Genomic DNA, 14,399 nt, shown 5'->3' on the forward strand with positions numbered 1-14,399 from the left:
TAGAAATTTACTCACTGTATAAAAAAATATATCATTGGCTTGCCACATGTGCGAGCCAATGATATGAAAACAGATATACCAAATCACGCATTACTGCGCCGCTGACATTGTTTTGCTTGCCGTAGCTGTATTTATCCAGTTCAGCAACCGCTCCTGGATGTATTGTGTCCATGCCGGTGCGCAGGCGTGATAACATTCAAATTCTGGTACCAGTCCAACGTGGGTAAATACAATTTTTGTCGCATCGCCCTCTGCAAAAATTTCAAAGCAAAGTTTGGTGCCGGTCCACTCGGTTTGGTTTTGTGTAAAAGTTAGCTTGCTATCGGTAATCAGCCAGGCTATTTTCTTGTTGGGGACCAATTCAACAAGTTTTTGTTTGGTGTAGTGCGCCCCGTCGCCGGCAAAGAATGAAAACTCGTCGCCAAGTTTTTCCGACTCGCCTTCAAATATTTCCGAATGCAGGCCTGACCACCATCCCCGGACATTTTTTAACGCATCAAAAACTTCTTCAGGGCTGTGGTTTACCAATAAGGTTGTTGTGAAATCTGTAGTTGTCATTTTTTTGATCTTTAAGTTGAATAATTCGTTATTTAACAGGCCTTGTTAAAATGGGTAACTTCAAAGTTACGTAAATGTATAGGTAACTTTTGAGTTACGCAATTTTTTCTGGAAATTTTTTATTGCTTCATTTTGAGGGCGATGTGTGTCGCGTGTTTTTATTGAGGGTATTGGCACAGACACCCTTGCGGGGCAGCGACAGGCGTGAATGGGGCGTAATAAGCACAAGGTTAAGCTGAAAGCTCAAACCATTTGCCGGAATAAAAGATCGTGAGTTTTGTGATGATGTAGAATAGCATGCGGGCCACACGCGCCAGCGAGGGGGATCGGGAGCTGGCCATCTTAATTGCGCCTCGTATATGGTAAACATAGCGCGATCAGAAAAAAATCGTTTTAAAAAGGTAAAGCCAGCAAATGCCGGCTTTATCTTATAAAGCATGGTCAATGCTTAACTCAATTTTATATCACTTAATTCAATGGAAATGAATAGCGGGGCAGGAACCAAAGCGGTATTATCTTCATTCCGCTTGTAAACATGCCTGCTTGTTTGAAACTTTATACCTTGAACTTCTGTATAATCGGCCATATAATGCACGGAAGCCGCATTGTTAAGGATCTCGACATTGTAATCATGTCTCTTGAGAAGGCCTGTTTCATCAATATAGAATACCTGTTCCCTGCCATGAGTAGCAATGTCTTCGGGGAAGGTAACATGCAATCGTCTTAAAACCTCACCATTTTCAGTCCATGGTTCCAGTTCCTTTACCTCATACCCAGGCTCTGCAAGGCAAAATGGCGCATTTAAATAGGTCCACATTGCGTAACCGCTAAAATAAGTTACCTGGAGTTTTGACCAGGGGGTTTCTGTTACATATCCCTTAAAACTGTTTCGCGGAAAATAAAGCTGATCAACCAATAGGTCATTGTCGTCGATGATGGCAACTTTATGTGCTTCAAACGTATTGTGCCAATCTTCTTTTAAGAAAGGATAAAAAGAAACATGTTGCTTTGTTGTGCTTGACAAGACATTAATATCATCCATTATACCCGGTACCTGCTTAAATGCCCAGGTGACACCGCCAATCTTAAGGTGCGCGGATATGTTTTTAAATTTTTTCCAGTTATCTAAGCCGCCATGGGCGTCGATCGTAAATTTCAAGAGGTCGTTCATATATGAGTTATTTGCTTTGTTTGTCTAAAGAAACTAAACGTGCATTTGTAGTTGCTTTTTGCAAGTGCAAATATAGATATATTTACTTGTTATTTGCAAGTGCAAATTTCTTCGTTGATTTTTTTATCGCCCGTTTTATATTTAAATTTGCGCTTGTGATCAGCAAGCGCAATGGTTGTTGACGATTACGACGATATGATAAAAAAAATAAAGAAACGTTCGGCTTGTCCGATCAGCTTCAGCCTTGACTTTCTCGGTGATAAATGGACGCTGCTCATCATCCGTGACATTCTGCTTAACAATAAAAATACCTTTGGAGAGTTCATTCAGTCGGCTGAGGGTATCGCGACCAATGTGTTAACAGATCGGTTAAAAATGCTGGAAAACGAAGGGTTCATTATGAAATACCCGGTTCCCGGTAAACCGAGGGTGGCCTATTGTCTTACGGAGAGGGGTGTCGGGCTTATCCCGATCATTATGGAAATGGCCCTTTGGGGAGTCTCAGAAAATAACACCGAGATCAAAAAGGAATTGACGGCGGCACTCAAAAACGACAAGGCAGGTGTTATATCGGCATTGGCGACTAAACATTTGGAGATATACGGGCAAAGGAAGGAATCAAGGATAGAACCGGACCTTCCCAGCGCCTAATGATCAAACATCCTGTGCTGAAATTTCAAATTTTCCTTGCTCTGACATTGGCAGTTTAGTTTTCATTAAATTAGATGAACCAGGTGCAGGCAAGCTATTTTTAAGGGGAGGCCAAAGCCCGAACTCAACGGGGATGACCTGTCGGCCTAAATAATGATCCTGCTTAGGCACTGTACCACATCGTCCAGCTTCGCAGAAGCAAAGTAGTCGATCCTTAGGCTGGCGGAAGCGTGTCCTTATCCGACGTATTGTCTTTTTTATAGCTGAACTATTATCGGAAATGAAAGATTGTGAGTTGGTGATGACGTAAATTTAACGTGCGAGGCGCACGCGACACGTGTGCGCCGGCGAGGGTTTGGCTTATGATAATAATTTCTTATCAATCAATAAGGCACTCGTATGTTGCGGCATACATGACGTGCCTTTATTATGTAAGGAAAAAGGAATTTTTTGATTAAATGCAGAAAACGCCAGGCGGAGGTAAGCCTGGCGTTTGAAAACTGTATTACTACTTAACTTTTATTTCGATGTTATATGCGGTTCCTTTGTGTTTGTAAGCAACGCTAAACGTGCTATCTGTAAAGCTTGCTAATTGAAATACATTGTTATTACTTTCACCCTTCAATTGAGCAGTTACTAATACAATTCCGCTATCGAATGTAACATTAGATAGTGTGAAAGGCTTTTCGATATCATCTAATGATACATCTGTATCACTGGCGCCTAATTCATATTTTTTTACAGCAATGAAATCTGTTTTAGATCCGATCAGCTGTTTAAACTTTTCATAATCCGGTAAAACATTAGAGTAGCCTACGCCGGTTAGATTTGTTTCGGCCGTAGAACCGCTTTGAAAATAACCTCCGTATTTATTGCCTTCCGTACGTTGATTTGTAAGATAAACGATGTTCGCTCCAAACATGGCCGCTTGAATCTTCATTTTATGATATGCTCTGTCTTTTACTCTTTCCTGGCTGGAGAATACGGTTGTTCCTTTAGCTTTTGAACTTACATCGGTTAGTTTATAAAGGCCCCGAACTTCGCTTTCAACAGCAGTAATAGCAACTTTATCATAATCCATAACGCCGTTAATGGTTTTATACGACGTAGCTTCTGCAAAAGTCTGGACACGGCCGCTTTTGAAAACTATCTTTTGTATGGTGTTTTTATAAACGGAATTTAGTAAGTCTTCGCCGGGATAGGAATACTTAACTGCATCTGGTGTGATCTCTTTTACGTTGCAGGCTATTTTGGCGTTATTGGAAATAATTGTGTCAACTTGAGCTTTGCTTACCAGTGAAAAAGTACTGAAGAAAATTATTAAAGCTAATGTTTTAAATGAGAGCAGAAGGGACGGATTTCGGCCAGCTCCGAAACTTAAGATTTGGTTCATGATATGTTTAAGTTAATTAAGTCGTCAAATATAACAAAGCCTGCTTAAATAAGCTATCATGCACGCAATTAATTGATTGAAGGGCTTTGGTGGTTTCAACAGATCTGCTAAAGGTAGTTTAAATACCTGCAACTATTCCGTTTCGGGTTTTAAATAGGATTGAGAACCCGTGTAATAATATCCATTTGCTGACGCACGCGTGTGTGTGTTCTTATTGAGTCTCGCCAATCTATTGCAATCAACTTAGTTATCTATACATGGTATTGATATACGCGACACTCATGTATCAACGGGAAGGTGAGTGAGTCCGTGATCAGCAGCCTGGTAAGCTATGAAGCTGTTAAAATTGAATCGAATTATTTATGTATCCTAATAAAATCATTGCCGTTGGTTTTAGTGGCTGTTGCACAACATTAAAGCCAACGGTAATGAATGTTTCGCGTGTTGTAAAACGAATAAATAAATGTTTTTTGTAGAGACGCGTGTGATGCGTCCCCCGCTCCCGCAAGCGTCCTCGCTTGTGGGCACCATGCTAAGTTGTAAGAGGGCTTTTCACATTGTATACCTGAACGCGGGCCACAAGCGAGGACGCTTGCGGGAGCGATGATTTTAAACTTGAAAGCCACTGCTATTGACGGCCTTAGTGAGCAACAGTTTAAAGAAATTGCTGAAGGTGCAAAAGCAAATTGTATCATCTCCAAAGCCTTGAATGTGCCTATTTCACTGGATGTAATTTACGCTTAAGTAAATTTTGCTTTGGTATGCTATTCAGAGGACCGGTGAAGCCGGTCCTTTGTTTTTATGTTGAATGCTGTCATTTTTAATAACCGCCACGGGTTACGATTTAAGAATAATATAAATTTCACCGCTACCGTAAGGCAATGTCATTAAGTTATGGAACATTCCCAAAGGGGGAACCGGTTGTAGCAATATATTATACCGAACACAACCGTGCCAGAGGTACGGAACACCGGAGTTGTGTACCTCTGGCACACTAAAAACACTGTTTATTTGATTTCTACAAACCTTTTGCACCTCTGGTGCAACCTGTCAATCCCTGTCTTTACATTGAACCTAAACGCGGGCTACAAACGAGGACGCTTGCAGCAGCGATGGGACCAAACTTCCTACCACGTTAGGGATTGCAGCGGAAAACCCACAGCTTGGGCAGGCATTAGTGATCGGGGCAAAGCGAGGATTTGCAGCGGAAAGCCCGGGCCGCAGGCAACGCCATTAGCTGCTTCAGGAGGGGGTTGAATATCTCATTAAAACCCTGAGTTCCTAAATAAACGATTCCACCCTTTCTTCTTATTTACATTTATCTGTCTTCAGCTCAACAAAATATACTATCCAGCCCAAATCAATTCCCTCATCCATTCCTGCCTATAATACCTTATATTAGTATAGGTTTTCGTAACCAGCCAATTGTATTCCGGTTTCTCATTTTAAAAAGTCGAACATGAAAAAGGTATCGCTGTTATTTGTGTTCCCTGTGGTGTTGTTCGCTACCTATTTGTTTGCGTTCCAGGGAAAAAAATTAAAAGTATCGGGCAAAACAAAACCGGCAATCCCGGTAATGTGCGGATCGGGTATAGTGCAGGATGCAGATACGGCGGGGAACGGCAAATTTATACAGCGCTTGCCCGGCTGGGGGCATCATAATTATGCCATAACTGCCCATAATGACAGCGCCCGGTTTTATTTTAACCAGGGCTTAACTATGTATTACAGCTATCACATGAAGGAGGCATTCGCGTCGTTCAAAGAAGCGTCGCGCTTTGACCCCTCGGCTGCCATGGCTTACTGGGGGCAGGCTTTAAGCCAGGGCCCTTACTATAACGCAGGCGGGCCGTATGTTGCGCCCGCCGGTTTGCCTGCTGTTTTGAAACAAATGAACGCTGTTGCCGGCAGTGCCCCCGAAAAGGAAAAAGCCTTGATAGCGGCGATGAACCTTCGTTACCCGCAGGGGGGCACCAACGCAAGCGACAATGAAGCTTATGCACAGGATCTGAAGAAACTGATGCAGGCTTACCCAACCGATGCCGACCTTAAGATGCTGTATATCGACGCGGTAATGCTCATTCACCCCTGGGATTTTTGGGCGCCCGACGGTACCGATAAACCCTGGACAGCCGAACTGGTTACCTTGTGCAAAGGCGTTTTAAATACCAATCCGGAGCACCCGGCGGCGCTGCATTATTATATCCATTTAACCGAGGCTTCGCGTAACCCCGGCGCCGCGCTGGCCAATGCAGGGGCTTTAAAAAGGTTGTTCCCCGGTATCGGGCATATGGTGCATATGGCCAGTCATGTTTATCAGCGCAACGGTTTGTATTTTCAGGGTGTTGACGTTAATGAAAAAGCAGCAAAATGTATTGTTACTTATGCCGCCCTGGCGCCCAATTTAAAGCTCACAAAAATAAACTCTCATTTTTACGCTGTCGAAACACTTTGTGCCTTTAACGGGGCTATGTACGAGCGGGGGATGGAAGCGGCCCAACGCTGCCGCAATGCGGTAAAACCTTCGGCAGGTGATACTTATTCGCAATACCTGTACATGATGCCCGTATTTACCATGATGCGCCTTGGTAAATGGCACGAACTGCTGAAAGACAGCGTTGGCCCCAATGGCGACTGGGCTTATGCGCGGGTGTTATACCATTTTGCCCGCGGAATGGCATTTCTGTATACGGGCGGGCAGGATTCGGCCGTGGCCCAGCTTGCTTTATTGCGTGGCAGGCTTGATGATGCCTCTTTAAAACAGCGGCATATTCCTTTTAATATCGCGCTGGATGGCGCCACTGTTGCCGAAAATATATTGGATGGTGCTATTTTACTTGGCCGCAATAAGTTTGATGATGGCATGGCAGCTTTAAAAAAAGCAGTGCAAACAGAAGATAACATGATTTACTCGGAGCCTGCCGAGTGGCCTATCCCGGCAAGGCAGTTTCTCGGGGCCTACCTGCTCAAAACCGATTATAACCCGCAGGCCGAAAAAGTTTTCCGCGAAGACCTGGAACGTAACCCGGGTAACGGCTGGTCGATGCTGGGAATGTACCAAAGTTTAAAGGCGCAAAACCGTACTGAAAAGTTGCCTTATTACAAGGCGGGCTTCACGCGCTCGTTTTCGCATGCCGATGAGGTGCCCGTAAGTTCGGTGGTTATGAATTAAGGTAATGTTCCGGGCGACAGGTGCGGTGCCGGTTTTTGTTGGTTAGCTTTCGGGGAAAAATCTAAATACTTTTGTAGTTTAGACTCAAATCTAAAAAGCCTTAAACGAAATTTAAGTGAACAGATACCTAACCCAAAGATTTGTTTTAAGTGCCCTTTTTATAATCGCAATAATATTAGCGGGGATTCAATTTTTAAGCGACCGGGGCGTATGGCTTGATGAAGCTGTATTAACCCTTAATTTAATACACCGTAATGCTGTTGGTCTGTTCCGGCCTCTTGATTATAATGGGGTTGCGCCTGTGTTGTTCCTGCTTATTCAAAAAGCATTTATATCGCTGGTGCCCAGATCTGATTATGCGCTTAAGGTATTTCCACTTATCTGCTATTTGGCGTTCCTGCCTCTGTTTGCCCGGATACTAAGCAGGCTTTTCAAAAGCATTTACAGCATTATTTTAGGATTGAGCCTGGTTGTTTTTAATCAAACCATAATTTATTACTCGAGCGAGGCCAAGCAGTATATTGTCGATCTTCTGGTAATTACCATATTCTATTATCTGTTGATTGAAGAGAAAGCATTAAAGGGGTTTTACTATAAGCTTTTGGTACTGGGCTTAATCTGCATATATCTCTCCAACATCACACCGATTATCCTGCTTACGGTTGATGTATACCTGTTTTATAAATCGAGATCGGAAAATAGGCCCCTGGGCAGGCATTTTATAATCACCAATTTGTGTTGGGGTGTTTTCTTTGCTTTATATTATTTTGTGTTTATCTACAGCCATCCAACACAACATAAAATGGTTGGTTACTGGTCAAACGCGGGTGCTTTTATGCCCCTTGATTCGTCGTTTTGGGGCTGGATAGCAGGTCGTTTTCACGGCATTTTTTATTTTCTTTTTTACTTCGGGCAACTTATCGGGAGCTGTATTATGGCATTATTCGGCTTGGGGGTCATACTGTTGGTTAGGTACAGAAGATACGATCTCATGATATTAACATTGCTGCCGGTTTGCGTCCATCTTGTTTTATCCGGGCTTAAATTATATCCATTTGAAACCCGCTTATATTTGTACTTAACCCCTGGCCTGGTCATTACGTGCGTATTTAGCTATGAGTTCTTAGTCACCAGGCTATCTCATCTGAGATTTGGAAAAGCCGTCGTTTTTATCTTTTTACTGCTTCCGGCATTAATGGCCAGGGTTATATTTATACACCATCCACCTTACACGCAGCATGATGATATTAAAAGGGGGATTGAAGCCATCAATAAAAAATTTGAAAAAGGCGATGCCCTTTATACCGGTAACTTAACAGGCTTACCGGTAAAATACTATAAAGATTTAGGTATTATAAATGAGGGGCTCGATGTAATCTATAGGGATGGCCTTTTAAATACGCATCCTCCCTATGCGGTTAAGCGTTTGTGGGTACTTACATATTCCGTTGAAGATCAACCCCGGAAACTTTCTGAACTATTGAAAAACAGGCAATTAATAAAAAAAGACAGTTTTGAAACCCGCGGCGGTGTACGCTTCAGCTTGTTTGCGCAAGACAATGCACTTGTTCAAAAAAAATAGTTGCCATAGTATGGAATGAATAAAAGCCTTGCGTGGGTTTAAATGTAAGTTGTTGATTGTTAGTTTTTTGTGATATTAAGCTAACTTGATGCACTGTTAACTGGCAGTCATCGGGATATAGAGTGTTTTAATGTCGTAAAATGGTTACAAACGTCTCTTTAGTTCGCCCCAATCCTCAAAAATTTTCCCAACCCATCTTCAGTTTTACGCCGTCAACCGGATGATGTTGTAACATACCTCCCAAAATGGCTGTGAAAAGTGAAAAAATCAAACCGGCTAATGCTTAGCCAAATACCTTTCAAACATATGTTAAAACGCGGATGCAAAAATTATAAAAAAATAACTTACTAACTATTTGATAATTAATACAAAGTTTCTATCTTTGCCGTCCCTTTCGGGGGAGAAATATGCCTTGAACGAAGCCCTACTGCTTCGATGGGCACAAAAACAATTAAAAAAATGTCAGGAATTATTGGTAAAAAAGTAGGAATGACCAGCATTTTCGACGAAACAGGGAAAAACATTCCCTGCACAGTAATCGAAGCTGGCCCTTGCGTGGTAACACAAGTTAAGTCTGTGGATACAGACGGATACGCTGCTGTTCAGTTAGCGTATGGCGACAAAAAGGAAAAAAACACTTCTGCCCCTCTAAAAGGACACTTCCAGAAAGCCGGTAGCGCTCCAAAGCGTAAACTGGTTGAATTCAAAACTTTCGAAGATCAAAAAGCATTAGGCGACACCGTTACTGTCGATATTTTTGCTGCGGGAGATTTTGTTGATGTGGTAGGTACCTCAAAAGGTAAGGGTTTTCAGGGTGTGGTAAAACGTCATGGTTTTGGCGGCGTGGGTATGCAAACTCACGGTCAGCACAACCGTTTACGTGCGCCAGGTTCTTTGGGTGCGTCATCATGGCCATCACGTGTATTTAAAGGTATGCGCATGGCAGGTCAAACCGGAAACGCCCGTGTTAAAATACAAAACCTTGAAGTAGTTAAGGTTTTCGCGGAGCAGAATCTGTTAGTAGTTAAAGGTTCCATCCCCGGAGCTAAGGGTTCATTCGTAATAGTGGATAAATAAGATGGAAGTTAACGTATTAAACGTATCAGGTAAAGAAACAGGTGCCAAGGTGCAGCTTCCTGAGTCGGTTTTCGGTATTGAGCCAAATGATCACGCTATCTATCTTGATGTTAAGCAATTTCTTGCTAACCAGCGTCAGGGTACACACAAATCAAAACAGCGTAATGAAATTGCAGGTTCAACCCGCAAATTATACAAACAAAAAGGTACAGGCGGTGCCCGTGCCGGTGGTATTAAATCACCATTATTTAACGGTGGTGGCCGTGTATTCGGTCCGCAACCACGCGATTATAGCTTCAAATTAAACAAAAAGCTTAAATCACTGGCCCGTAAATCAGCTTTATCATACAAAGCAAAAGATAACAATATTTTAGTGTTAGAGGATTTTAGCTTTGATAGCATCAAAACTAAAAACTACATTAAGCTGGAGGCCGATCTGAATGTTACTAATGAAAAAACATTATTAGTAGTAGCATCTGCCGAAAATAACAATGTGTATTTATCAAGCAGGAACCTGAAGAAAAGCAAAGTAATTTCAGTTGAGCAGCTTAACACTTATGATGTGTTAAACGCAGGCAAGCTGTTGTTAACTACAGGTGCTGTTAAAACTTTGGAGGAAGCATTAGCTAAGTAATTATGGAAATTTTAAAACAACCCCTACTTACTGAAAAAGTTACTCAGTTAACTGACAAGCTTAACCGTTATGCTTTCAAAGTTGATCACAGAGCTAACAAAATTCAGATCAAGAGTGCCATTGAGGCAATGTACGGTGTAAACGTTACGGCGGTAAACACCATGAAATACGTCGGCAAACTTAAAACTCGCAATACTAAGGCAGGCGCCGTTCAGGGCCGTTCAGCTACTTACAAAAAAGCGATCATTACGTTGAAGGACGGAGAAGTAATTGATTTTTACAGCAATATATAATTATAGAAATGGCAGTAAAGAGATTTAAACCGGTTACCCCGGGTACCCGCTTCAGAGTTGATGTATCTAATTCAGATATCACAACAAACGTTCCTGAAAAATCGTTGGTTGTAGCATCAAACAAAAGATCGGGCGGTCGTAACAACAGCGGTAAAATGACTATGCGCTACTTAGGTGGTGGTCATAAACAAGCATACAGGTTAATTGATTTTAAACGTAATAAGTTTGATATCCCGGCAAAAGTTGCAACTATCGAGTACGATCCTAACCGTTCGGCACGTATAGCCCTGCTACACTTTGCTGATGGCGAGAAAAGGTACATGATTGCTCCGGAAGGCTTAACAGTTGGTACAATTGTAACAGCAGGCGAAACAGCAGCTCCCGAAGTAGGTAATACCTTACCATTAAAGAATATCCCTCTTGGTTCGATCATTCACAACATTGAGTTAAACCCTGGCCAGGGTGGTGTAATTGCCCGCAGCGCCGGTACTTACGCTCAATTATCAGCACGTGATGGCAAATATGCTATCATCAAATTGCCTTCAGGCGAAACCCGCATGATCCTGTCAACTTGTTTGGCAACTATCGGTACCGTTTCAAATGGCGAAAGAGCAAACGCTGTGTTAGGTAAAGCCGGCCGCAAACGCTGGTTAGGCCGCAGGCCAAGGGTACGTGGTGTAGCTATGAACCCGGTAGATCACCCTATGGGTGGTGGTGAAGGCCGTGCCTCAGGTGGTCACCCACGTTCACGTAAAGGTTTATTAGCTAAAGGCTACAAAACCCGTGACAAGAAGAAAACATCGGATCGTTACATCATTGAAAGAAGGAAGAAATAATGGCTCGTTCAATAAAAAAAGGACCTTACATCGATCATAACTTAGATAAAAAAGTTATGGTGCTGAATGATGCAAATAAAAAATCAGTTGTAAAAACATGGTCACGTCGTTCCATGATCTCTCCTGATTTCGTTGGTCATACATTCGCAGTACACAACGGTAACAAGTTTATCCCTGTGTACGTAACAGAAAACATGGTTGGACACAAGCTGGGAGAGTTTGCCCCAACCCGTACATTCCGCGGACACGCAGAAAAGAAAAAATAACAGGCAATGGAAGCAACAACAAAAATTAAAAAGTCTGTACTGATCAGGCAACAAAAAGAAGCTGCGAAAGCTCTTGTAGGCGGCGCTTCTGTTGCTAAGTTACAGGACTGCCCAACTTCACCACGCAAAATGCGTTTGGTGGTTGACTTGATCCGCGGTGAAAACGTTGAGAAAGCGTTATACATATTGAAATTTACTAACAAAGAAGCTGCTATTCGTGTAGAGAAACTTTTGTTATCAGCTATCAAAAACTGGGAAGCAAAAAACGAAGGCAAACGTGTTGAAGACAGCAACCTTTTTGTTAAGGAAGTATCTGTAGGCGGTGGCCGTCAGTTAAAAAGGTTACGCCCTGCTCCGCAAGGAAGGGGATACCGTATCCGTAAACGCTCAAACCACGTAACACTTGTTGTGGATAGTAAAAACGATAACAATTAATTTGAAATGGGACAGAAAGCACATCCAATAGGTAACAGGTTAGGAATCATCAGAGGTTGGGATTCTAACTGGTTCGGTGGCAACAACTACTCCGATAAATTAGTTGAAGACGAAAAAATCCGCAAATACCTTTCAGCTCGTATTGCTAAAGGTGGTGTATCTAAAGTAGTTATCGAGCGTACTTTAAAACGCATTACCGTAACTATCCACACTGCCCGTCCGGGTATTGTGATCGGTAAAGGCGGTCAGGAAGTTGACAAGATCAAAGAAGAGTTGAAAAAACTTACCAAGAAAGAAGTTCAGATCAACATTTTCGAGATCAAACGTCCTGAGCTTGATGCACAATTAGTTGCAGAAGGCATTGCAAAACAATTAGAAGCACGTATCTCTTTCCGTCGTGCCATGAAAACCACAATCGCTGCAACCATGCGTATGGGTGCCGAAGGTATCAAGGTAATGACTTCAGGCCGTTTAGGCGGCGCTGAGATGGCACGTAGCGAGCAATATAAAGAAGGCAGGATTCCTTTGCACACTTTCCGTGCTGACATTGACTACGCATTAGCAGAAGCATTAACTACCTATGGTAAAATAGGTGTTAAAGTTTGGATCTGCAAAGGCGAGGTTTATGGCAAACGCGATCTTTCTCCAAACATTGGCGGTACCAGCAGCGCAAGCGGCAAAGGTGGCAGGCCAGAGGGCGGTGCACCAGGCTTTGGTGGCCGTGGTAACGAAAGAGGCGGCGAGCGCGGCGGTGAGCGTCGTGGCGACAGGAAACCAGGTGGCGATCGTCGTGGCGGTGGTAACCGTCCGGGCGGACAAGGTGGAAACCGTCCGGGTGGACAAGGTGGAAACCGTCCGGGTGGCCCAGGTAAGAGATAATAATTAAAGTACAAGACAAATATCGAATAACGATATAAAAGCTTAAGAAAATGCTACAGCCAAAAAGAACGAAGTTCAGAAAGATGCAAAAAGGCAGGATGAAAGGTTTAGCCACCCGTGGTGCTGAACTTTCATTCGGATCTTTTGGTGTTAAATCACTCGAAGCGGCATGGATCACCAGCCGTCAGATCGAGGCTGCACGTATCGCTGTAACACGTTTTATGAAACGTGAAGGACAGGTTTGGATCAGGATATTCCCTGACAAACCTGTAACCAAGAAACCTGCAGAGGTACGTATGGGTAAAGGTAAAGGTGCTCCTGAATACTGGGTTGCGGTAGTACGCCCCGGAAGGATCATTTTTGAAGCCGAAGGCGTGCCTTTGGAAGTTGCTAAAGAGGCTTTACGCCTTGCAGCACAGAAATTACCGGTGCAAACTAAATTTATTGTACGTAGGGATTACGTAGAAGCATAAATTGAGGAGTTAGTTGAAGAGTTGTAAAGTTTTAATGTTGTGAAGTTAGATGCCGAATTTCACCATTCAAATAAAAACAATACAACGTTTAAACTTACCAACAGACAACAAATAACAAAGAAAAATGAAGAACTCAGAAATTTTGGGCCTATCAACTGAAGAGATTGTTGCTAAGATCAGCGAGGAAAGGGCTACCCTTACCAAATTGAAATTTGCTCATGCAGTTTCAGCTATTGAGAACCCGTCCCGTATAACCAAAGTACGCAAAGGAATTGCTCAGTTAAATACTGAATTAACAAAACGTAAAGCGGCGGCCGCTTCTGAAAAGAATTAATTTTTTAAACATTAGTAAAAATGGAAAGAAATTTAAGAAAAACACGTACCGGCCTCGTAGTAAGCAACAAGATGGAAAAATCTATTGTTGTGGCCGTTGAGCGTAAGGTGAAACACCCTATCTATGGTAAATTCGTAAAGAAAACTACCAAATTCAAGGCTCATGATGAAAACAATACCTGTGGCGTAGGCGATACAGTATTGATCATGGAAACCCGCCCGCTGAGCAAAACCAAAAACTGGCGATTAGTTGAAATTTTAGAAAGGGCTAAATAAGATGGTACAACAGGAATCAAGATTAACAGTAGCCGACAATAGCGGCGCTAAAGAAGTTTTAGTGATCCGTGTATTGGGTGGTACCGGTAAGAGGTATGCATCAATCGGCGATAAAATTGTGGTTACCGTAAAAAGCGCTTTACCATCAGGTAACGTGAAAAAAGGTACCGTATCAAAAGCCGTAGTTGTGCGCACTAAAAAAGAGATCCGCAGAAAAGACGGTTCATATATCCGTTTCGACGATAACGCAGCTGTGTTGTTAAACAACCAGGACGAGCCAAGAGGTACACGTATCTTTGGCCCTGTTGCAAGGGAACTGCGCGAGAAACAATTTATGAAAATTGTATCATTAGCACCGGAGGTATTGTAA

Annotated in this window: 18 protein-coding genes; 15 read left to right on the plus strand and 3 right to left on the minus strand. The window is 42.7% G+C overall.

Annotated features, from left to right (window positions below):
- Positions 1 to 90 precede the first annotated feature (90 nt).
- Complete coding sequence (locus ABID99_RS01090; RefSeq protein ID WP_090529304.1) at positions 91 to 558, minus strand: SRPBCC domain-containing protein; 468 nt, start codon at positions 556 to 558, stop codon at positions 91 to 93.
- 448 nt (positions 559 to 1,006) lie between these two features.
- A complete protein-coding gene (locus ABID99_RS01095) occupies positions 1,007 to 1,729 on the minus strand; it encodes a hypothetical protein (RefSeq protein WP_373612614.1) in 723 nt (240 codons plus the stop codon).
- Between the two features lie 195 nt (positions 1,730 to 1,924).
- On the opposite strand from ABID99_RS01095, the gene ABID99_RS01100 reads away from it, so the two are divergent.
- Positions 1,925 to 2,380, plus strand: a complete 456-nt coding sequence (locus ABID99_RS01100; protein WP_217633161.1) for a helix-turn-helix domain-containing protein — start codon at positions 1,925 to 1,927, stop codon at positions 2,378 to 2,380.
- Positions 2,381 to 2,888: 508 nt separating this feature from the next.
- Here the strand turns inward: ABID99_RS01100 and ABID99_RS01105 are convergent.
- On the minus strand, positions 2,889 to 3,773 hold the full coding sequence (locus tag ABID99_RS01105; protein ID WP_229701648.1) for a hypothetical protein: 885 nt from the start codon (positions 3,771 to 3,773) through the stop codon (positions 2,889 to 2,891).
- A gap of 603 nt (positions 3,774 to 4,376) precedes the next feature.
- Between ABID99_RS01105 and ABID99_RS01110 the strand changes: the two genes are divergently transcribed.
- The 14 genes from ABID99_RS01110 to rplN all read left to right on the plus strand — a co-directional run bounded on the left by ABID99_RS01110 (position 4,377) and on the right by rplN (position 14,399).
- Positions 4,377 to 4,517, plus strand: coding sequence for a hypothetical protein (locus ABID99_RS01110; RefSeq protein ID WP_175490012.1), 141 nt, complete (start codon positions 4,377 to 4,379; stop codon positions 4,515 to 4,517).
- 715 nt (positions 4,518 to 5,232) lie between these two features.
- A complete protein-coding gene (locus ABID99_RS01115) occupies positions 5,233 to 6,945 on the plus strand; it encodes a hypothetical protein (protein ID WP_373612615.1) in 1,713 nt (570 codons plus the stop codon).
- A gap of 115 nt (positions 6,946 to 7,060) precedes the next feature.
- Positions 7,061 to 8,527 (plus strand): hypothetical protein, encoded by a 1,467-nt coding sequence (locus ABID99_RS01120; protein ID WP_373612616.1) that lies wholly within the window; start codon positions 7,061 to 7,063, stop codon positions 8,525 to 8,527.
- Positions 8,528 to 8,986: 459 nt separating this feature from the next.
- The gene (gene rplC, locus ABID99_RS01125; RefSeq protein WP_090529696.1) at positions 8,987 to 9,604 is read left to right on the plus strand and encodes a 50S ribosomal protein L3; all 618 of its coding nucleotides are present in this window, start codon (positions 8,987 to 8,989) and stop codon (positions 9,602 to 9,604) included.
- A gap of 1 nt (position 9,605) precedes the next feature.
- A complete protein-coding gene (rplD, locus tag ABID99_RS01130; RefSeq protein WP_090529285.1) occupies positions 9,606 to 10,238 on the plus strand; it encodes a 50S ribosomal protein L4 in 633 nt (210 codons plus the stop codon).
- Positions 10,239 to 10,240: 2 nt separating this feature from the next.
- On the plus strand, positions 10,241 to 10,531 hold the full coding sequence (gene rplW / locus ABID99_RS01135; RefSeq protein WP_090529282.1) for a 50S ribosomal protein L23: 291 nt from the start codon (positions 10,241 to 10,243) through the stop codon (positions 10,529 to 10,531).
- Between the two features lie 8 nt (positions 10,532 to 10,539).
- Positions 10,540 to 11,367 carry a 50S ribosomal protein L2 gene (rplB, locus tag ABID99_RS01140; RefSeq protein ID WP_090529279.1) on the plus strand — a complete coding sequence of 276 codons (828 nt, stop codon included), beginning with the start codon at positions 10,540 to 10,542 and terminating at the stop codon, positions 11,365 to 11,367.
- Positions 11,367 to 11,633 carry a 30S ribosomal protein S19 gene (rpsS, locus tag ABID99_RS01145; protein ID WP_022832979.1) on the plus strand — a complete coding sequence of 89 codons (267 nt, stop codon included), beginning with the start codon at positions 11,367 to 11,369 and terminating at the stop codon, positions 11,631 to 11,633. The genes rplB and rpsS overlap by 1 nt, the downstream gene beginning before the upstream one ends.
- A 6-nt stretch (positions 11,634 to 11,639) precedes the next feature.
- Positions 11,640 to 12,068 carry a 50S ribosomal protein L22 gene (gene rplV, locus ABID99_RS01150; protein ID WP_090529276.1) on the plus strand — a complete coding sequence of 143 codons (429 nt, stop codon included), beginning with the start codon at positions 11,640 to 11,642 and terminating at the stop codon, positions 12,066 to 12,068.
- Positions 12,069 to 12,074: 6 nt separating this feature from the next.
- On the plus strand, positions 12,075 to 12,947 hold the full coding sequence (rpsC, locus tag ABID99_RS01155; RefSeq protein WP_090529273.1) for a 30S ribosomal protein S3: 873 nt from the start codon (positions 12,075 to 12,077) through the stop codon (positions 12,945 to 12,947).
- Between the two features lie 50 nt (positions 12,948 to 12,997).
- Entirely contained in the window at positions 12,998 to 13,420 is a 423-nt protein-coding gene (gene rplP, locus ABID99_RS01160; protein ID WP_090529269.1) for a 50S ribosomal protein L16, read from the plus strand.
- 124 nt (positions 13,421 to 13,544) lie between these two features.
- Positions 13,545 to 13,754 carry a 50S ribosomal protein L29 gene (gene rpmC / locus ABID99_RS01165; protein WP_090529266.1) on the plus strand — a complete coding sequence of 70 codons (210 nt, stop codon included), beginning with the start codon at positions 13,545 to 13,547 and terminating at the stop codon, positions 13,752 to 13,754.
- Between the two features lie 20 nt (positions 13,755 to 13,774).
- The gene (gene rpsQ, locus ABID99_RS01170; RefSeq protein WP_090529263.1) at positions 13,775 to 14,029 is read left to right on the plus strand and encodes a 30S ribosomal protein S17; all 255 of its coding nucleotides are present in this window, start codon (positions 13,775 to 13,777) and stop codon (positions 14,027 to 14,029) included.
- A 1-nt stretch (position 14,030) separates the two neighbouring features.
- The gene (gene rplN, locus ABID99_RS01175; protein WP_090529260.1) at positions 14,031 to 14,399 is read left to right on the plus strand and encodes a 50S ribosomal protein L14; all 369 of its coding nucleotides are present in this window, start codon (positions 14,031 to 14,033) and stop codon (positions 14,397 to 14,399) included.

Origin of the sequence: Mucilaginibacter sp. OAE612 (assembly GCF_041806395.1) — a bacterium.
Taxonomy (GTDB): domain Bacteria; phylum Bacteroidota; class Bacteroidia; order Sphingobacteriales; family Sphingobacteriaceae; genus Mucilaginibacter; species Mucilaginibacter rubeus.